This is a genomic window from Streptococcus sp. HPH0090 (assembly GCF_000411475.1).
In the GTDB taxonomy this organism is placed as follows: domain Bacteria; phylum Bacillota; class Bacilli; order Lactobacillales; family Streptococcaceae; genus Streptococcus.
In genome coordinates, this window is sequence record NZ_KE150464.1 from 517460 (window position 1) to 535461 (window position 18002).

Here is an 18002-nt window from a genome sequence, read left to right on the forward strand (position 1 = left end):
AGTTAAGTTTTACCAACAAACTAACGCACTCAGCGGCTCGGACTTACCGTATCATTTCGTCGGTTTCCCTCCTCATTCTACGAGTCCTATCGCATGGGAGATCATTTACTTCTAATTCACTGATGCCTCAGCTCGTACAAGCAGTGAAACTACCTCAACATGATGCGTTTGTGGACTCAAAAGGTAAGGGGAGTTCAAAGCTCTAGTGGAGCTTTGAACTCCCCTTGAAATGTAAAAGCGAGATGTTTAGCTGCGTTTCTCTAACAAACTTACACATTCGACGTGTCTTGACGGTTACTACCTATACTGTGAAACGAAATCAAAGCTGCTGAATATCCGTATTAAACTATTAAACGTAACTAATGCGAGTATTTACGGCTTCGTTAATATACAGTATTGTTACATCTATGCCAAGTTTCCGATAGTTAGTTCTTCTTTCTTTATTTAAATCTTTACAAATCCAACTAGCGAGAAGGGTTGTTTATCTCAAAACTCATTGAACCTTTGGTTCCTCGATTAGTATAATAATTTCCTTCTAGTTGATTTGGATTATCAATATCAAGAATTACCGTCCCATAATGTATAGGACTTTGCAATTCAGCCCTTGGGCTATTTAAATATGTATAAATTAATTTTTGTGTTCCATTATCATTGATAATTGATGCTGTAATGCTATGGCTCGAACTTTCACCCGTTTTAAACTTAACTTTAATAGTCGTAAATGACTGTTCAATAGTAAGTTCACAATTTCTTTCATTCTGATCATAGTCCGTCTTGAAACTACCTACATAATTCGCAAATAAAATTGGAACATTATGAATCTTAGATAGTAATGGCCACCGCCATGCTGTTTTTTCAAAAATAGCCATAATAATTGCTGTAACTGATATAGCTTCACCAATATACCCAATGGCTGAATATACCAATGCCAAAATATCAGATTTAAGATTCACTGCAATCTCTTGGCCACTTATTAACAATCTTAATAACAAGCAAATTGCAAAAACCCATATTGTAATATTCAAAAATTTTTTCTGCTGTTCATTCATAAGTTTTATTTATAATCCAAAAATTCAATCATTCTAACTAAAAAAGTTTTTGTATCCTGTAAATTCCATTTCTGCTCTGAACGAAAAAGGTAATACATTCCACTTACTTCAACCCAATTTAAATTCACTTGAGACACTATGTAATATAACGCTTGCTGTAACAACCCTGTGTAGCTATTACTATTGAAAAACATCTGTTCAGGTATATTCCAGACCAAACATTCTATCATATATGAAGAAATGCGTTCGTTTGTCAATCCTAGCTCCTGCATCTCGTTCTTAATATGCTTCATAATCCTAACTAAATATTTATATTTATAGTGAGTAGATTTATTCTTAGAGATACCATTTTGTATATGAACTTTAGGATAATTAATTACTTCATAATTTCCGTTTGAGGTAAAAAATTTGATGCCTTCAACAAATTTTTCAGATGACCTGCTACCAATATATCTATAATTTCGATATTGAAAACATGGGACTACATCTGCATTTACGTGATATGAGTTAGAATTAATATTGATACACTTATTGCCAATAGAAACTGATTCTGCACCAAATTTTGAAATTAACGCTTTAATCACTTCGTTTTTAAATACATTAGCATTGGTGCTGCTACTAGAGTAATTATAGTCTAGGTCCGATAACCCATCTACATACTCACAATAAAATAAAGATTTCACCATGATACAGATATCAATGTCGCTATTTTTCTTTACATTCGTATTATTTGCATAAGAACCTTGGGCAAAAATTTCATATTCATACTTTGAAGAGAGCCCACTCCTTTCTATTGCATCTTTAATCATTCCAATAGTATTTTCAACCCGTGTTTCTTCAGTGGCAGATAACGGCTTAATCCATGATTGTAATGCTTCTTCAGAATATCTCATTATAAAACAACTCCATTTTAGTTTTTTGGTTAATTCATAAAAAGTAACCGATATTAAAAAAATCCTACATATAATTATACCACTAAACAAGAAAAAAGGCTGCAAACATAGTGAACTATACTATGCCTACAGCCTTATAAATCAACTTCTGTTCCTTCCAAAAATCTAACGGTTATCTGTCCATCCTCCGAAATCAAAATACTATCTAGTACCTGACACATCTCAAAGGAATCATATTCCCAACACTCCTTATTTATCAATTCAGCCAGTAACACACTGTAATGCTTTTCTAATAACTGGTTTTCTTCCAAGATCTTATTCCACTTTCCATGCAACAAATCCATATTCTCACTCAGTAGTTTAACTGCCATCATTACAGCTTTCTCTAGTGTTCCCTCATCGATATGGTTATTCTGACAACCAATCTGTCCCTTTACCTTATAACGGTTGTTACACTGCCAAACTTTACGTTTGCCACGACTGGTCGTCCAGTTCTTACGTCCAAAAGCTGAACCGCATTCTGCACAGAACACCTTGGTAGTAAAAGGGTTGTCCTCATTTTGCATGATGTAGAAGAAATTGAAAAAGAAAATAGACTTCAGACAGCTATTGATGTTGTCAGAGAACAGTTTGGCTTTTTAGCCATACAAAAAGGAACCGTCCTAACTGAAGGTTCCTAAAATATTGAACGCAGTAAACTTATTGGCGGTCATTCCGCTGGTGGATTGGAGGGATTAAAATGATTGACCGTTCATCCTTACCATTTCAGTCAGCAAGAGAGTACCAGGATACAAAGATGCAAAAATGGATGGGCTTTTTCCTATCTGAGCATACATCAGCACTCTCTGATGATACAAACAAAGTAACGTACATGTCAGATTTGTCAATGGAGAAGAAATTATTACTCCTCAGTCAAGTATACGCTGGGCAGCTACACACACGCATTCAAGTGATTGAAAAAAACAAGCGTGTTTCCCACACTGGAACAATACCAAGTCTGAATAAGGATTTCATTTTGATAAAAACTACAACAGGTCACATCAATTTGAAATTGAAAGACATTATTAGTATTGAACTTGTTGAGGAGGTGCTCTATGAATCAGCTTGAGTTTCAGCGTAATCACCTACAAATGGACTATTATAGCGAGAGCTACCAAGATTTTGAACGTGACTTCTACCGCTACTCTAACATGAATATTCCATTGACCTTCCTAACTGATGATATCCTAAAAACAATGGCGACTTCACGTAAGAATTACTTTGTCCTCAATAAGGAAAAGTCCAGAGATAACCGCGATCACTTCTTCATATTTGAAGTAAGTACCGTAGATGAGAATCCGCTAATCTATCATTATACATATAAGAAAACTACAATATATTTAGCAGAAAAATAGGAGCAGTTCAATTGACTGTTCCTATTTTTAATATTCATAAAATCTAAAGTCTTTATACTCTTTAACAATGGAGTCGCCAACCAGAACAGACTATACTGACCAGCGACTACCTTAAATTTAATGTTTCAGATTTATTTTCTTATCTCTAATTTCATAAACTACATCTGCTACATTTTCGAGTAATCGTTTATCGTGGGTGATAAACACGATAGTTCCGGTGTACTCCTTCATTAGTATTTCCAAAGCCTCTAAACTTGGTATGTCAAGGAAGTTACTGGGTTCATCCATTATTAGGATGTTATATCTACCCATGAGCATTTTAGCAAGCAACAATTTTATAATTTCTCCACCGCTTAAAACAGATAAACTTTTTCCAATATCGTTCTGTTTGAACCCCATAGATGCTAGCACTGAACGAATTTCTGATATATTGTAGTCACAATCCTTCTGCATAAACTCCATAACATTCTGATTACTGTTGTACTTGTAACCATTCTGTGCAAAGTAACCTATTTTTGCCTTAGGCGAAATAGAAATTCCTTCTTCATGGTTTAAGATCATTTGGATTAAAGTTGTTTTTCCGATTCCATTACCACCAGTTAACGCCACTTTTGCTCCTAACGGAATTTGAAAAGATGCATTTTCAAACAGAGCCTTATCCCCAAATACTTTATTAATTTCTGCACCGACTATAGGGTATGGATTATGGAGCTCCAATGCTTTACTTTGCCTGAAACGAATTCTGCGAATGCCTTCCGGAGCTTCTACTTTTCCTAAGGCCGCAATCCTGTGCTCTAGGGTTTTAGCAGCATTATACATCTTTTTTTCCTTACTTCCTATTGATTTTTGATGAGCTAAACGCCCTCCGTCTTCAGTACTTTTTTTCTTTGAAGAACCTTTTGCCTTCTGTTCTATTTTACGAGCCTGTTTTCGCTTTTCCTCCGCAGCCCTTTCCAATCGGGCACGTTCCGCAATAAATTGTTCGTATTCTGCAGCTTGGCTCTTACGTTCTTCCTCTTTCTGACGAAGATAATCAGAATAGTTTCCCCAATACTCAGTGATTTTGCCATCTTTCAGTTCCCATATTTTATCTACTATTTCATCAAGAAAATAGCGGTCATGGCTAATAACTAACAGTGCACCTGTAAAATATTTTAGCTGTCCTATTAGAAAATCAATTCCTTCACGGTCTAAATGGCTCGTAGGTTCATCCGCTAAAATACCATGAACCTGTGCCGATAAGGCCTGTGCTATTTTAAGCCTTGTTTCTTCACCACCGCTCATAGTCTGTATATTTAATTGCTCAACACCTAGCTTGCCTACAAGTGCAAAATCTTTTTCCTCCTGCAGAGTTACTTCGTCCAACTGGGGAATATAGGCAAGTTCACCCAGACGATTCATTTTACATCCTGGGGGAGTTAATTCTCCTAAAAGTACCCTGAGTAAAGTGCTTTTTCCAGCACCATTTGCTCCTACTAAACCAATACGGTCATAATCATATACTTCTAATTCATTTATATCTAAAACATCGCGTCCTTTGAATTCCACACGAATGTCTTTTGCTTTTAATATTAATTCCATAACATTTCCTCCTGTCTATAATCGCATGCTTTCATTTGCTTGTATGCAGGGAAAACCCTGCGATTTTAGCAGGAAGAGTTACATGAAAATAAGATACATAAATATTCCTCCAATATTGTTTATTTTAAATCTAATTTTCTAACCTCAGTTATCATTTGGCAAACTATAGCAATGCCAATAATTAAAATACCTGATAGTAAAAACCAATGATTTACACCGATTTTATCAGCAAAGAATCCAGAAAGAATTAACCCAATTGGCATAGCAAGTGACATGATACTTCCGATCAAAGAAAATACACGTCCTAAATATTCAGGCTTAATTTTCTCCTGAAAAAGAGCTGTTTGCACACCGCTATAAAATGGCACCGAAAGCCCCATTATTGCACAGCAAACTACGAATATTACAAATCCATTTGGAGGAAGTATTCCCGAAACGGCTAAACTGGTCCCCATTATAAAAAATGAACTTGTTATTAGTAATACATGCTTTTCGAAGCCCCCTAATCTTCCTAATAATAAGCCTCCTGCTAGCATCCCAAATGCAAAGGAAATTTCCGTAATAGAAATATGCACAGGCGTTCCATTAAAGTGTTCCATGCTTATTAAAGGAAATAGTGCATTGATTGGCATATAAACAAAAGTATATAGTGTTCCTAAGAGTAATAAGGCAAACAATCCTTTGTTTTGTCTCAGAACCACAACTCCTTCTTTCATCTCCCTTATGAAATTTGGTTCTAAACTTTGCACTTGATTACCCAGCTTAGGTATACGTACAATTGCTACCGTAATAGATGCAATCACAGCACCCAATACGTCGATGGCAATAATAGCATTTAAATCCCAAACGGAGTATAAGAGTGCTGCAACTGCCGGACTAACAATATAGCTTATAGACTGCAAAGACTGACTATAGCCTGCGCATTTCGTTAGCTGTTCTTCTGGTACTAAAAGTGGTGTAACCGCATTGAGTGCTGGGGTATGAAAAGCTGTTCCAATGCTACGGATAAACAATACTATCATAATCATCCAGACAGGTAGCTCCATACAGAATGCAACAATAGCAAGCACTGCACCAGCTGCTGCGATAATTAAATCGGCACCAATCATTATCTTCTTCCTATCATGACGATCCACTAGCACACCAATGGCAGGTCCCAAAATCGCATAGGGTAAAAAACCTACTAATGAAGCCATAGACAAGACCATCGCAGATCCTGTTTTTTCTGTAAGGTAAAAAATAATCGCCATTTGCAGGATGGCACTAGTGATTAATGATACTGCTTGCCCTGCCCATATTGCATAAAATTTTCGTTTCCAATTGTTGTATTTTTCCATTTATATTATCTCCTGCATATTATTTTGCTTGAATTTCTATTTTGAATAGCATTCTAGGCAATAAAAAATGCAGGCCAAACCCCACAATGTGGCTTTTGGTCTGCATACATACAATTTGGAAACATTCATATTAAAGACATAGTTAAATAAAGGTATAGTTAAATAACCAATATCCTCACCGTAACTAATGAATGCTCAATATCGTATAAATAAGCACAACAAAAAAGCCTATCATCGGGTATAGATTCTGCTTTTTTTATTGCCAGCTTATCTTAAACGCATTGAGGCTGTCATAGTTTCGGTTCCTCCTACATCTTTGTTTATATCAATTTATAGTATAACACAACAAGATGATATGTTCAATATAAAAGTTATGGAATGAGACTCATACTTCCAATTCGATGCCAGATTTAAAGGATATGACGAAGTTTTCTTCATAGACTGTAACGATCTGGATTATCTTCCTTAGTAGCAAGCGATTAGCTTTCACAAAATCTTCTGTTTGTAGTTTTAAAAATTCATCAGGATTTTCTAACTCAACCTCAAAATATTTCATTTTACATTCCCTCATTTCATTTATTGATAAATTGAGTTTGCAAAAAAGAGTGGACAATTTTTGTCTACTCTTAACCTTTAAAATAGTTTTTTTTAATCGATTTGAAGTTGCCTAAATTATTACTTATTCGGTAAAATGAAGTATTGCTTTCAACAGATTTCCTTCAACTACACTTCACTTGATTCAAACAAGGTGGGTACATTTCTATTCCCACAAACTCCTTGTCAATGGAAACAAACACGTACCCACAGGGTAAATGGAAATAGAAACTGATAATTTCTAGCTATCACTTCTACTCATTCCAAAAATTTTCTCACTCTGATACTTACCCACCATAAAGCAAAAAGCCTTGCAATCAAGGCTTTTATTATCCCTTTCGTTCAAAGGTTTCTAAGCTTTTACGAGCAGAGCGACACACTCAGCGGTTCGCTATCTCCGTTCTGTCTGCGTGCTAGCACTTGTCAATCACGGACAGCTATCGCATGGGCGGAAGTAAATGCTAATCTTCGTCGTTTTACTCCTTGACTAGCAAACTTACCGCCTCAACATGATGCGTTTGCGGAAAAAGATCCACCGGCTGGACTTTCTTCAATTCGTAGCCCAACTCTTGGTAGAGTTTGATATCACGCGCCATGGTTGCCACATTACATGAGATATAGGCGATGCGATCAGCTCCTGTTTGGACGCTTGCTTTGATGAAGCTTTCGGTCAAGCCCTTGCGGGGTGGATCAACCAGGATGGCGGTTGGTTGGATGCCTTCCTTGAGCCAATTCTTCATGGCATTTTCAGCTGTGTCACAGACATAGTGGGCATTGGTGATACCGTTCAATTCTGCATTCTTCTGGCTATTCTCTACCGCTTCTGGGATGACCTCAACCCCATAAACTTCCTTAACATGCTTAGCGACAGATAATCCAATAGTTCCGATTCCTGAATAGGCATCGATCACCACATCGTCTTCTCTTAACTCCGCAAAGTCAATGGCTGTCTGATAAAGCTTCTCTGCCATTTCTGTATTGACCTGGTAAAAGGCTGGTCCAGAGATTTGGAAGCTATTCCCCAACATTTGGTCCGTAATGTAATCTTGACCATAAAGCGTACGCCATTCTTTCCCGAAAATGGCATTGTTATTTTGGTCATTGATATTTTGCATAACTGATACGATTTCTGGGAACTGCTTGATGACTTGTTCAATCAACTGTTCAACTCGGAAAATTTTAGGACGAGTTGTCACCAAGATAACCATGATTTGACCTGAATGATGTCCACGACGAACAACAAGGTTACGAATCAAGCCAGACTGTTCCTTCTCATCATAGGGTTTTAAGTCATAACGGAGAAGCAAATCACGTAAGGCTACAATAACTTGGTCAATGACTGGATCCTGGATATAAAAATCTTCCAACGGCATAAGATCATGAGAATTCTTACGGAAGAAACCAGTCTCCAGAACACCATTAACGCGACGAACAGGAACCTGAGCCTTGTTACGATACTTGATCGGATGTTCCATGCCAAGAGTATCAGCAACCTCTACATTCGTGATTCCAGCAATCTTATAGAGACTATCTTTTACTTGCTTAGTTTTAAACTTGAGTTGCTCTGGATAAGCTAGATGTCCCAAGTCGGCAATGCCTGAACGCAGGTAAGCCAAATCTAAATCTTGATTACGATGTGGAGATTGTGTAAAATATTCCTCGACCTTACCAAAACCAATCTTTTTATTAACTTTAAGGACACGCATAAGGATTTTTTCTGTTGGTAAAGCATTCTCTACAAAAAAGACCAAGCCATCAACCTTGGCAACACCAGCTCCTTCATGGGTCAAATCGACAATCTCAACTTCTACAATATCATTTTTCTTTAACATAATTTCACTTTCTATAAGCCGATAAAAAAAGACGGCAACAATCCTGTTACCATCTATTATACCATGAATTGACCTAAGCACCAAAACTCTTGAAGAAGTTAAGGATCGCTTGCCAAATAGAGCTAAGGATGTTCCCACCGTCTTGAATAGCTTTATTGGCGTCAAAGTTAAGATCGATATTGCTGAAACTGTCACCAGCTTGCGCAACGATACTTTGTTTCAGATCTTTTAGCGTCTTAGTAAAGTCTTCGTTATTAAGAATATCGCTCTTTGAAAGATTAAAGGCAAAGTTGATGATGACATTGATCTGATTTCCTGTTATAACCTGATCTAGCTTATAATTTTTTAATGTATCTTCGACAATCTTACGAACATCATCCTCTGTGAGCTCACCTTTAGACTCTTTAGCTTTAGCAATAGCAGACTTGATATCAGCAAGGGCTACATTGAGTTTATTGGCATCATAGCCAGATTTGTCCTTGTTTTCATCATTAATATCAGACAAGGCCTTGAGCTCTTCCTGAGCTAAGTCTTTATTTTCTTGAGGTAATTTTACACCATTTGACTCAAGCGAATAGTAAATACCAGCTAGGGCACTTTCCCCAGTAACTGGGATTGGCGCTGCAACGGTGATACGCGCGTGTTCAACACCCAAAGTAACAGCCGCATTACGGTACATGTCTTGGGTCACTTTTGTGATATTTTCTGGTGTTTCAATCTTGACTTCAAGTGGAGATTTTTCTCCTAATTTTTGAATTTTCGCTGATGAATAAAGCTGAAGACTAGAATCGTTGGCCACATTCATAATTTTTGAGTAGACATCGGGTGTCATGGTCTTCAAGTCTTTAGTATCTTTAGAAGCATCATAGCCTAGTTTTTTAAGTGTTTGATTTTTTTGATCTTCTGTTAGTGAAGAACCCAAGACATACTCAGGTTGAACATAGGTTTCATCAATGACTTTTTGAACATCAGTTGCTGCATGAACGTTTTGCAATGTTGCAACCGCCAAAAGAACTGCAGCACTCGTCAGAAAGAATTTCTTTCGCATGAGACGTTCCTCCTTTTCTCCTCTAGCATATTAAAGTATCCTTAAAGAAAACTTATAAAAGCACCTAGAATTTCTAGATGCTTAAAATAGATTAAAAATTTTCATAATATAGAGATTTACTTGAACCTGTCTTGAGTAATAATAGTTTCCCCCATCGACATAAAGTTCTCCACCTTGAAAAATGGAAATAGGATTAATGTAGCGATAGGTTTTTCCAGTTGTATTCCCTAAGGTCGGCGCAACTGTATCTCTAGAATATTGTTTAGCTAGAGCAATCGTATTCTTTTTCCCATTTTGTGCGATAAAATCAATATAAGCAGGCCCAAAGTTATAAGCTTGAATGGCTGTCCAGACATCCACTCCTTTTTCTTGAGCTAGGTAGAGATTTTCTGTCAAAGTTTGAACCCCTTGACGAATACTACTTGCATTATCGTTTATGGTATCAGTAGAACCGGTAGCAGACTCGCTAGACTGCATCACGTCTCCTTCTTTACCCTTAGTTTCTGTATAGATCATGGCGAGCACAAGCTCTTCATTTGCTGGAGTATCTCTTTCATTCAAGATTTCACGTACCATGGGTTGGTAGGTCATGACTTGTTTGACATCCTGATGAATGAGATAGGCTTTGTATCCAGCGAAAAGGAAGACTGCTAGTACCAGCACTCTTCGTATAAGTTTAAACATTATTTATTTTGAATATCCTCGATGTTTTTGATTAAGATAGAATAAGTTCCATTATCATTTTGGATGAACTCAACCGATTCTGCGTCTTGATAGACATTGTTTGGTACGATGAGTTCAATTCCGTTAGACAAGGAAAGTTTCTGATTTTCAAATCTCTTTAACTGACGACTAGCATCAATCTCATCAAACTGAACTGGCTCAGGTACTGCTTCTTTGACTCTGTCAATAAAGCTTAGACGGGCAGTAAGATTGTTGTCAAAGAGATCATTAGCTAATTTTTCTGGAGAGAGTTCATTGTTTTCTTCGATATTATTGAAGATTGCTGATTTAACCTTGGATTGAAATTGAAAATCATCCGCATTAAAGGTTTCGGCAATTTTTTGAGCCGTTTTTTCAAGTTCCTTGATTGATTTCTTAGGTGAAATCTTTGGTTGAGCTTGAATGAGATTCTCAGAAAAATAGTTTAAAAAAGCTCCATTGTACTTGATGCGTTTTTCAATCAAGTGATACTTACGACTTTGAAGATTAACCACAAGGGCTTCATCAGCTCCAGTACCAAAACCTGGTAGATTATTCTGAGTCAGTTTGATTGGATTATCAACCTCACCACCTAAGTGTGTTAAGGTTTCTCGCAATGCAATTCGAAGGAAGGCAAAGTGTTCCACTCCTTCTTTTGAAAACTGTACAAAGACCAAATCGTTTGTCTTTTGATTTTCAGATATAGAGAATTCCTCTTTCCATAGATTGGCAATCGTCACAGATGTTTCCATTAAATCTTCTGTAATGTTGTTGAAAAATGGGTTATCCTCTTTAAAAATACCAGTTTTAGCATCATCAGAATACACACGTTCCACTTTTTTACGCAAGTATTCTTCAATTTTAGGAGTGATATTGAGAAATTTATCCGCTAAGTACAACTCTGTGTCATCAGGGCTGAACTGATGGATAATAGCCTTCTTAATATAAATATCCATATAAATAGTATTCCTCGTATTCAACCATTTTGTACTAGAAGACTCGTATGAAGCGCTTCTGAACTTTATCGCAGGTATAACCCACTTTTTCATAGAAAGCATGAGCGCCTAGACGATGGTCTGCAGAGTTTAAGCGAATAAACTGATATTCTTGATCTTTTGCTTCTTGTTCCAAACCTTGTAGTAAAGTTTTCCCAATACCTTGTCCTTGCATTTGGGGCAAAACAGCTAAAGCCAGGATATTAAAACCCGGTTTTGAATAAAGGGATTCATAAACTTCAGCATGTACATAGCCAAGCAAGTCATGGCTAGACGAATCCTCGAAACCCAGTAAATAGTGATGAGAGTCTTGAGACAACTTAGCTAATTGACTAGCTGTGTCCTCTAGATTAAAAGAATAACCCAAAGCTTCTTTGTTAATCTTATAAATTGCATCAACATCAGTTATTTTCAAATCACGTAGCATGTTATACCTCCTCAAAAGGAATTACAGGTATCTTGGCAAGGATATCTTCTTTAGTCACTGCTCCTTGTCGTAGGATTCTCGCCTTGCTGCCAGATAAGTCTAAAATAGTTGAATCTTGCCCTGTTAAATAAGCATCATCTTCTACTCCCAGAACCTCTTGGTCGAAATCTTTTAAAATTTCTTTAAAAGTAACTCCGCTAGCTTGACCAGAAATATTGGCAGAAGGTCCGATTAATGGACCGAACTCACGAATCAATTCCAGTGTTACAGGATAATTCGGCATGCGAAATCCAACTGTCGTCAAATTTGAATTGACCCAGTCAGGAACTTTATCATTAGCTTTTAAGATGATGGTCAATGGACCTGGTAAAAATTTTTCTACAAGTTGTTGTAAATAAGGTGGCTGATTCTTAGAAAAGTTCAAAATATCAGCTAGACTAGCGACATTAAGATTGAGCGCCTTATCTCTAGGGCGACGTTTAAGCTGGTAGACATGATCAACAGCTTTTTCATCTAAAGCTTTTGCAAAAAGACCATAGACAGTCTCCGTTGGTAAAACTACAGCCCCACCTTTTTCCAATTCTTGCTTAATCTTCTCCATCATCAATGACAACCATCCTATCTTGGCCAAATTGGTCTTTGAGAGTCCGAACTCGCTTCTCGGGAAAATTTTCCTTGAAAAGAGCTGGAACACTTTGACCTTGTTTGTAGCCAATTTCAAGATAAATCTTACCACCATCATTTAGATGGTCCTTTGATTCTTCCGCGATTCTGCGATAAATCGCTAGACCTTCCTCATCTGCAAAAAGGGCTAAATGTGGCTCTGAATGCAGAACATTCAAACCAACTTCTTCCTCATCTGCTCGAGAAATGTATGGTGGATTGGATACAATTATATCATATTTTGAACAAATTTCGAAGAAACAGTCAGATTTGATAAATGAGATCCCCAAATTTAAACGCTTTGCATTCTCCGATGCTAGGTCTAATGCATCTTGAGAAATATCGGCAGCTGTGATTGTCCAATCTGGCCTATTTTTAGCTAAGGAAAGGGCAATTGCGCCACTTCCTGTACCGATATCAAGAACTTTGAGGTTTTCCTTTGGATTCTCAGCCAAAATGAGTTCCACTAACTCTTCTGTCTCTGGGCGGGGAATCAAAACTCGTTCATCTACTTTTAACTGCATCCCAAAGAATTCAGCATGACCGATAATGTACTGGGCTGGTATATGAGCTGCCAGTTTCGTGTAAATTCCTTCTACGAAGTGTTTATCTTCCTCTGTTACCTCTTGCTGGAGAGCAAAGACAAAGTCTGTAAAAGATAGATTTTCCAGACTACGATAGACAAAAGAGAGGCTTTCTGCTTCCTCTCCTTGTGCTATTAACTTTTCCTCAAAATCTTTAAATAGTTGAGCTAATTTCATTACTTGTTTAATTCTTCTAATTTTTGTGTTTGGTCATAAAGAACCAAGGCATCCACTACTTCGTCCAACTTACCAGCAAGGATTGTATCAAGCTTCTGCAACGTTAAGCCAATACGGTGGTCTGTGACACGGTTTTGTGGGAAGTTGTAAGTACGAATACGCTCTGAACGGTCACCAGTACCGATAGTAGACTTACGTTCAGCATCTTGCTCATCTTGGGCAATTTGAGCAAAGTGGTCTGCCACACGCGCACGGATGATTTTCATAGCCTTCTCACGGTTTTTCTGCTGGGTACGTTCTTCTTGCATCTCAACCTTGATATTGGTTGGCAAGTGAACGATACGAACAGCAGTTGCAACCTTGTTGACGTTCTGTCCACCAGCACCAGAGGCATGGTAGATATCGACACGAAGGTCTTTTGGATCAATATCGTATTCAACTTCTTCGATTTCAGGCATGACAAGAACTGTCGCTGTTGAAGTGTGTACACGACCTTGGCTTTCAGTCACAGGGACACGTTGCACACGGTGGGCGCCTGATTCGTACTTAAGTTTAGAGTAAACAGACTGACCAGAAACCATGGCAACCACTTCTTTGAAACCACCAACACCATTCATAGAAGCTTCCATGACTTCAAAGCGCCAACCTTGGGCTTCAGCATACTTTTGGTACATAGTTAGAAGATCTCCAGCGAAGAGAGCTGCTTCATCTCCACCAGCTGCACCACGGATTTCTAGGATAATGTTCTTATCATCGTTTGGGTCTTTAGGAAGGAGCAAGATTTTCAGTTTTTCTTCATACTCTTCTTTTTCAGCCTTAGCATCTTTCAATTCTTGCTTGGCCATTTCTTCCAAGTCCGCATCTCCGCCTGATTCCTTAATCATTTCCTCAGCGTCGACAATGTTTTGAAGAACTTGTTTGTATTCACGGTAAGCTGTGACGGTGTCACGAGTGGAAGCTTCTTCTTTTGAAAGCTCCATGAAACGTTTGGTATCAGAGACCACATCAGGGTCGCTGAGTAATTCTCCTAACTCTTCGTAACGGTCTTCTACAGCTTGTAGTTGATCATAGATATTCATTCTGTGTTATTCTCCTTATTGATTTCAGGGGCAAAATAATGTTTACGGCAAACTGAGATATAGGTTTCATTTCCACCAATCTGGATTTGTTCACCATCATAGACTGGCAGTCCGTCCTGCGTACGCAAAACCATAGTTGCTTTTTTCTTACAATACTGGCAAATGGTCTTAATTTCATCAATCTTATCTGCTAAGAGCAAAAGGTGTTTGGAACCTTCAAACAGCTCATTGCGAAAGTCATTTTTTAAACCAAAAGCCATAACAGGTATGTCTAACTCATCAACAACACGAGCCAGGTCGTAAACATGATGACGTTTTAAAAACTGGGCTTCATCGACAAGTACACAGTAAGGTTTTTCAGGTAGATCTCGGATAAATCCAAAGATATCTGTTGTTTCGTCAATAGCAATTGCTGGTCTTTTCATCCCAATCCGACTTGAAACATAGCCTACACCATCACGCGTATCCAGAGCCGAAGTCATAATCACAACTCCTTTTCCTTGCTCTTCGTAGTTATAGGCTACCTTGAGAATCTCGATGGTTTTGCCAGAGTTCATGGTCCCATAACGATAATACAACTGTGCCATGCTTCTATTTCACGTCCATTTCTAAATTTTTTGCTACATTCTAGTATACCATATTTTCCCAAAGCTTTAAATGCCAAAATGTGGTAAAATAGAAGAAATCAAATAACTAGTGGAGGACGTAATTATGCCATTTGTACGCATTGATTTATTTGAAGGACGCACTCTAGAGCAAAAGAAAGCCCTAGCTAAGGAAGTTACAGAAGCTGTTGTTCGTAACACAGGAGCACCTCAGTCAGCTGTTCACGTTATCATTAACGATATGCCTGAAGGAACTTATTTCCCACAAGGTGAAATGCGCACTAAATAAAGCTTAAGCAATCTGCTTAGGCTTTTCTTTATAAGTGGCATTCGTTGAATAAAACGCTATATTTTGTTACAATTTTAAGTGATATTTGTATATAAATTGTAAAAAGGAAATGAAATGATTACACGTGAATTTGATACCATCGCAGCAATCTCGACTCCTCTTGGTGAAGGGGCTATTGGGATTGTTCGTTTAAGCGGAACGGATAGCTTTGCTATCGCCCAGAAAATTTTTAAAGGCAAGGATTTGAGCAAGGTTGCTAGCCACACTCTAAACTACGGACACATCGTTGATCCTCAAACTGGTAAGGTTATGGACGAGGTCATGGTTGGGGCTATGAAGTCTCCAAAGACCTTCACTCGGGAGGATATTATCGAGATTAACACTCACGGTGGAATTGCAGTAACTAATGAAATCCTGCAACTTGCTATCCGTGAAGGTGCTCGGTTGGCAGAGCCAGGTGAATTTACCAAGCGTGCCTTCCTCAACGGTCGTGTCGACTTGACTCAGGCTGAAGCTGTTATGGATATCATCCGTGCCAAGACGGACAAGGCTATGAATATTGCGGTCAAGCAACTAGACGGATCCTTGTCTGATCTCATTAATAATACTCGCCAGGAGATACTCAATACACTAGCTCAAGTTGAAGTTAATATCGACTATCCTGAGTACGACGACGTTGAAGAAGCCACTACTGCTGTTGTTCGTGAAAAAACCATGGAATTTGAACAATTATTAACCAATCTACTTAGAACAGCTCGTCGTGGGAAGATTCTCCGCGAAGGAATTTCAACAGCCATCATCGGACGCCCCAACGTTGGAAAATCAAGTCTGCTCAACAACCTCCTTCGTGAAGATAAGGCCATTGTCACTGATATTGCCGGAACAACTCGTGATGTCATCGAAGAATACGTTAACATCAACGGTGTTCCATTGAAATTAATTGATACTGCAGGTATCCGTGAAACGGATGATATCGTCGAGCAAATCGGTGTCGAACGTTCGAAAAAAGCTCTTAAGGAAGCTGACTTGGTACTGCTTGTCTTAAATGCTAGCGAGCCTCTTACTCCGCAAGATCGACAACTTCTTGAAATTAGTCAAGATACCAACCGTATTATTCTACTAAATAAAACCGACCTTCCAGTAGCAATTGAAACCGAAGAACTTCCAGAAGATGTGATCCGCATTTCAGTCCTCAAAAATCAAAACATTGATAAGATTGAAGAACGCATCAATAATCTCTTCTTTGAAAATGCAGGCTTGGTCGAACAAGATGCTACCTATCTATCCAATGCTCGTCATATTTCATTAATCGAAAAGGCAGTCGAAAGCTTACAAGCTGTTAACGAAGGTCTTGAACTCGGTATGCCAGTCGATCTACTTCAGGTTGATTTGACCCGCACTTGGGAAATTCTCGGAGAAATTACTGGTGATGCAGCGCCAGATGAACTTATTACTCAATTATTTAGCCAATTCTGTTTAGGTAAATAAAAATTATAAAAAGGAGTTATGATGAAATACCCTACACTACTAGAACGCTTCTTGACATACGTCAAAGTCAATACTCGTTCTGACGAAAACTCAACGACAACACCTAGTACTCAAAGCCAAGTAGACTTCGCAACCAATGTTCTCATCTCAGAGATGAAACGTGTCGGTTTGCAAAATGTTTACTATCTATCAAACGGTTTCGCTATCGGTACTCTTCCAGCTAACGATCCTAGTTTGACTCGTAAGATTGGTTTTATCTCCCACATGGATACAGCTGATTTTAATGCTGAAGGCGTTAACCCGCAAATTATTGAAAATTATGATGGCGGCGTTATCGAGCTTGGGAACTCTGGTTTCAAACTAGATCCAGCGGATTTCAAGAGCTTAGAGAAATATCCTAGTCAAACCTTGATTACTACTGATGGTACTACACTTCTCGGTGCCGATGACAAATCTGGTATCGCTGAAATCATGACAGCTATTGAGTACTTGAACGCTCATCCTGAAATTAAGCACTGCGAAATTCGTGTCGGCTTTGGACCTGATGAAGAGATTGGTGTTGGTGCCAATAAATTTGATGCAGAGGACTTCAATGTTGACTTTGCTTATACAGTCGACGGCGGACCTCTTGGAGAATTGCAGTATGAAACCTTCTCTGCGGCAGGTGCCGAACTTCACTTCCAAGGTCGAAATGTTCATCCAGGAACGGCTAAAGGACAAATGGTTAACGCCCTTCAGTTGGCAATTGACTTCCATAACCAACTTCCAGCTGGTGACCGACCTGAATTGACTGATGGTTACCAAGGTTTCTACCATCTCATGGATATAACTGGTAGTGTTGAGGAAGCGCGTGCTAGCTATATCATTCGTGACTTTGAAAAAGACAGCTTCGAAGCACGCAAAACCGCTATGCAAGCTATTGCTGATAAGATGAACCAAGAACTTGGAAGCGATCGTGTTTCCTTAACTCTTACTGACCAATACTACAATATGAAAGAAGTCATAGAAAAAGATATGACGCCAGTAACAATCGCTAAATCAGTAATGGAAAGTCTTGATATCACACCTATCATCGAACCTATCCGTGGTGGAACAGATGGGTCTAAGATTTCCTTCATGGGAATTCCTACTCCTAATATCTTTGCTGGTGGTGAAAATATGCACGGTCGTTTTGAATATGTCAGCCTTCAAACCATGGAGCGTGCAGTTGATACAATCATTGGAATCGTATCTTACAAAGACTAAAAAAGAAGTAGCAAAGCTAC

Annotated in this window: 20 protein-coding genes and 1 pseudogene; 6 read left to right on the top strand and 15 right to left on the bottom strand. The window is 38.3% G+C overall.

Translation table 11 applies throughout. The features are described from left to right. Window positions 1-464: 464 nt before the first annotated feature. The 3 genes from HMPREF1481_RS04525 to HMPREF1481_RS04535 form a co-directional block, all read right to left on the bottom strand. Window positions 465-1049 carry a hypothetical protein gene (locus HMPREF1481_RS04525; RefSeq protein ID WP_001005371.1) on the bottom strand — a complete coding sequence of 195 codons (585 nt, stop codon included), beginning with the start codon at window positions 1047-1049 and terminating at the stop codon, window positions 465-467. Window positions 1050-1054: 5 nt separating this feature from the next. Further along, the gene (locus tag HMPREF1481_RS04530) at window positions 1055-1942 is read right to left on the bottom strand and encodes a nucleotidyltransferase domain-containing protein (protein WP_016465879.1); all 888 of its coding nucleotides are present in this window, start codon (window positions 1940-1942) and stop codon (window positions 1055-1057) included. Between the two features lie 134 nt (window positions 1943-2076). After that, window positions 2077-2475, bottom strand: a complete 399-nt coding sequence (locus HMPREF1481_RS04535; RefSeq protein WP_004261296.1) for a zinc ribbon domain-containing protein — start codon at window positions 2473-2475, stop codon at window positions 2077-2079. Between the two features lie 30 nt (window positions 2476-2505). Here HMPREF1481_RS04535 and HMPREF1481_RS10525 point away from each other — a divergent pair. The 3 genes and pseudogenes from HMPREF1481_RS10525 to HMPREF1481_RS04550 form a co-directional block, all read left to right on the top strand. After that, a pseudogene (locus tag HMPREF1481_RS10525) lies at window positions 2506-2685 on the top strand (DNA polymerase); the annotation flags it as partial. Then, a complete protein-coding gene (locus tag HMPREF1481_RS04545) occupies window positions 2682-3050 on the top strand; it encodes a hypothetical protein (RefSeq protein ID WP_000567198.1) in 369 nt (122 codons plus the stop codon). The pseudogene HMPREF1481_RS10525 and the gene HMPREF1481_RS04545, both read left to right, overlap by 4 nt. After that, complete coding sequence (locus HMPREF1481_RS04550; RefSeq protein ID WP_001072467.1) at window positions 3037-3336, top strand: DUF5960 family protein; 300 nt, start codon at window positions 3037-3039, stop codon at window positions 3334-3336. Before HMPREF1481_RS04545 ends, HMPREF1481_RS04550 begins: the two co-directional genes overlap by 14 nt. A gap of 117 nt (window positions 3337-3453) precedes the next feature. On the opposite strand, the gene msr(D) is transcribed toward HMPREF1481_RS04550, so the two are convergent. The 12 genes from msr(D) to HMPREF1481_RS04610 all read right to left on the bottom strand — a co-directional run bounded on the left by msr(D) (window position 3454) and on the right by HMPREF1481_RS04610 (window position 14942). Next, window positions 3454-4917 (bottom strand): ABC-F type ribosomal protection protein Msr(D), encoded by a 1464-nt coding sequence (gene msr(D) / locus HMPREF1481_RS04555; protein WP_000420313.1) that lies wholly within the window; start codon window positions 4915-4917, stop codon window positions 3454-3456. 119 nt (window positions 4918-5036) lie between these two features. Continuing rightward, the gene (gene mef(A) / locus HMPREF1481_RS04560; protein ID WP_000417519.1) at window positions 5037-6254 is read right to left on the bottom strand and encodes a macrolide efflux MFS transporter Mef(A); all 1218 of its coding nucleotides are present in this window, start codon (window positions 6252-6254) and stop codon (window positions 5037-5039) included. A gap of 385 nt (window positions 6255-6639) precedes the next feature. Then, window positions 6640-6810 (bottom strand): hypothetical protein, encoded by a 171-nt coding sequence (locus HMPREF1481_RS04565; RefSeq protein WP_016465880.1) that lies wholly within the window; start codon window positions 6808-6810, stop codon window positions 6640-6642. Window positions 6811-7324: 514 nt separating this feature from the next. Continuing rightward, window positions 7325-8680 (bottom strand): 23S rRNA (uracil(1939)-C(5))-methyltransferase RlmD, encoded by a 1356-nt coding sequence (gene rlmD, locus HMPREF1481_RS04570; protein WP_016465881.1) that lies wholly within the window; start codon window positions 8678-8680, stop codon window positions 7325-7327. Between the two features lie 73 nt (window positions 8681-8753). Then, complete coding sequence (locus HMPREF1481_RS04575; RefSeq protein ID WP_016465882.1) at window positions 8754-9728, bottom strand: DUF1002 domain-containing protein; 975 nt, start codon at window positions 9726-9728, stop codon at window positions 8754-8756. Between the two features lie 81 nt (window positions 9729-9809). Continuing rightward, window positions 9810-10412, bottom strand: coding sequence for a lysozyme family protein (locus HMPREF1481_RS04580; protein WP_016465883.1), 603 nt, complete (start codon window positions 10410-10412; stop codon window positions 9810-9812). After that, window positions 10412-11386: a nucleoid-associated protein gene (locus tag HMPREF1481_RS04585; protein WP_016465884.1), complete on the bottom strand. Its 975-nt coding sequence runs from the start codon at window positions 11384-11386 to the stop codon at window positions 10412-10414. Before HMPREF1481_RS04585 ends, HMPREF1481_RS04580 begins: the two co-directional genes overlap by 1 nt. Before the next feature lie 34 nt (window positions 11387-11420). Then, window positions 11421-11852 (bottom strand): GNAT family N-acetyltransferase, encoded by a 432-nt coding sequence (locus HMPREF1481_RS04590; RefSeq protein WP_016465885.1) that lies wholly within the window; start codon window positions 11850-11852, stop codon window positions 11421-11423. A 1-nt stretch (window position 11853) separates the two neighbouring features. After that, window positions 11854-12456, bottom strand: a complete 603-nt coding sequence (locus tag HMPREF1481_RS04595; protein ID WP_016465886.1) for an L-threonylcarbamoyladenylate synthase — start codon at window positions 12454-12456, stop codon at window positions 11854-11856. Continuing rightward, the gene (prmC, locus tag HMPREF1481_RS04600; RefSeq protein ID WP_016465887.1) at window positions 12440-13276 is read right to left on the bottom strand and encodes a peptide chain release factor N(5)-glutamine methyltransferase; all 837 of its coding nucleotides are present in this window, start codon (window positions 13274-13276) and stop codon (window positions 12440-12442) included. Before prmC ends, HMPREF1481_RS04595 begins: the two co-directional genes overlap by 17 nt. Continuing rightward, on the bottom strand, window positions 13276-14355 hold the full coding sequence (prfA, locus tag HMPREF1481_RS04605) for a peptide chain release factor 1 (protein WP_016465888.1): 1080 nt from the start codon (window positions 14353-14355) through the stop codon (window positions 13276-13278). The genes prmC and prfA overlap by 1 nt, the downstream gene beginning before the upstream one ends. After that, on the bottom strand, window positions 14352-14942 hold the full coding sequence (locus tag HMPREF1481_RS04610; RefSeq protein WP_016465889.1) for a thymidine kinase: 591 nt from the start codon (window positions 14940-14942) through the stop codon (window positions 14352-14354). Before HMPREF1481_RS04610 ends, prfA begins: the two co-directional genes overlap by 4 nt. A gap of 124 nt (window positions 14943-15066) precedes the next feature. On the opposite strand from HMPREF1481_RS04610, the gene HMPREF1481_RS04615 reads away from it, so the two are divergent. The 3 genes from HMPREF1481_RS04615 (at window position 15067) to pepT (ending at window position 17982) form a co-directional block, all read left to right on the top strand. Beyond that, complete coding sequence (locus HMPREF1481_RS04615) at window positions 15067-15249, top strand: 4-oxalocrotonate tautomerase (protein ID WP_001117401.1); 183 nt, start codon at window positions 15067-15069, stop codon at window positions 15247-15249. Window positions 15250-15363: 114 nt separating this feature from the next. Then, window positions 15364-16737: a tRNA uridine-5-carboxymethylaminomethyl(34) synthesis GTPase MnmE gene (gene mnmE / locus HMPREF1481_RS04620; protein ID WP_016465890.1), complete on the top strand. Its 1374-nt coding sequence runs from the start codon at window positions 15364-15366 to the stop codon at window positions 16735-16737. A gap of 21 nt (window positions 16738-16758) precedes the next feature. Further along, window positions 16759-17982, top strand: a complete 1224-nt coding sequence (gene pepT, locus HMPREF1481_RS04625) for a peptidase T (protein WP_016465891.1) — start codon at window positions 16759-16761, stop codon at window positions 17980-17982. Window positions 17983-18002: the final 20 nt, after the last annotated feature.

What these genes read in the sequence shown, in the direction of transcription:
- HMPREF1481_RS04525 (WP_001005371.1), bottom strand. Translation starts at nt 1,049, where the DNA reads ATGAATGAACAGCAGAAAAAATTTTTGAATATTACAATATGGGTTTTT.
- HMPREF1481_RS04530 (WP_016465879.1), bottom strand. Translation starts at nt 1,942, where the DNA reads ATGAGATATTCTGAAGAAGCATTACAATCATGGATTAAGCCGTTATCT.
- HMPREF1481_RS04545 (WP_000567198.1), top strand. Translation starts at nt 2,682, where the DNA reads ATGATTGACCGTTCATCCTTACCATTTCAGTCAGCAAGAGAGTACCAG.
- HMPREF1481_RS04550 (WP_001072467.1), top strand. Translation starts at nt 3,037, where the DNA reads ATGAATCAGCTTGAGTTTCAGCGTAATCACCTACAAATGGACTATTAT.
- HMPREF1481_RS04565 (WP_016465880.1), bottom strand. Translation starts at nt 6,810, where the DNA reads ATGAAATATTTTGAGGTTGAGTTAGAAAATCCTGATGAATTTTTAAAA.
- rlmD (WP_016465881.1), bottom strand. Translation starts at nt 8,680, where the DNA reads ATGTTAAAGAAAAATGATATTGTAGAAGTTGAGATTGTCGATTTGACC.
- HMPREF1481_RS04575 (WP_016465882.1), bottom strand. Translation starts at nt 9,728, where the DNA reads ATGCGAAAGAAATTCTTTCTGACGAGTGCTGCAGTTCTTTTGGCGGTT.
- HMPREF1481_RS04580 (WP_016465883.1), bottom strand. Translation starts at nt 10,412, where the DNA reads ATGTTTAAACTTATACGAAGAGTGCTGGTACTAGCAGTCTTCCTTTTC.
- HMPREF1481_RS04585 (WP_016465884.1), bottom strand. Translation starts at nt 11,386, where the DNA reads ATGGATATTTATATTAAGAAGGCTATTATCCATCAGTTCAGCCCTGAT.
- HMPREF1481_RS04590 (WP_016465885.1), bottom strand. Translation starts at nt 11,852, where the DNA reads ATGCTACGTGATTTGAAAATAACTGATGTTGATGCAATTTATAAGATT.
- HMPREF1481_RS04595 (WP_016465886.1), bottom strand. Translation starts at nt 12,456, where the DNA reads ATGATGGAGAAGATTAAGCAAGAATTGGAAAAAGGTGGGGCTGTAGTT.
- prmC (WP_016465887.1), bottom strand. Translation starts at nt 13,276, where the DNA reads ATGAAATTAGCTCAACTATTTAAAGATTTTGAGGAAAAGTTAATAGCA.
- prfA (WP_016465888.1), bottom strand. Translation starts at nt 14,355, where the DNA reads ATGAATATCTATGATCAACTACAAGCTGTAGAAGACCGTTACGAAGAG.
- HMPREF1481_RS04610 (WP_016465889.1), bottom strand. Translation starts at nt 14,942, where the DNA reads ATGGCACAGTTGTATTATCGTTATGGGACCATGAACTCTGGCAAAACC.
- HMPREF1481_RS04615 (WP_001117401.1), top strand. Translation starts at nt 15,067, where the DNA reads ATGCCATTTGTACGCATTGATTTATTTGAAGGACGCACTCTAGAGCAA.
- mnmE (WP_016465890.1), top strand. Translation starts at nt 15,364, where the DNA reads ATGATTACACGTGAATTTGATACCATCGCAGCAATCTCGACTCCTCTT.
- pepT (WP_016465891.1), top strand. Translation starts at nt 16,759, where the DNA reads ATGAAATACCCTACACTACTAGAACGCTTCTTGACATACGTCAAAGTC.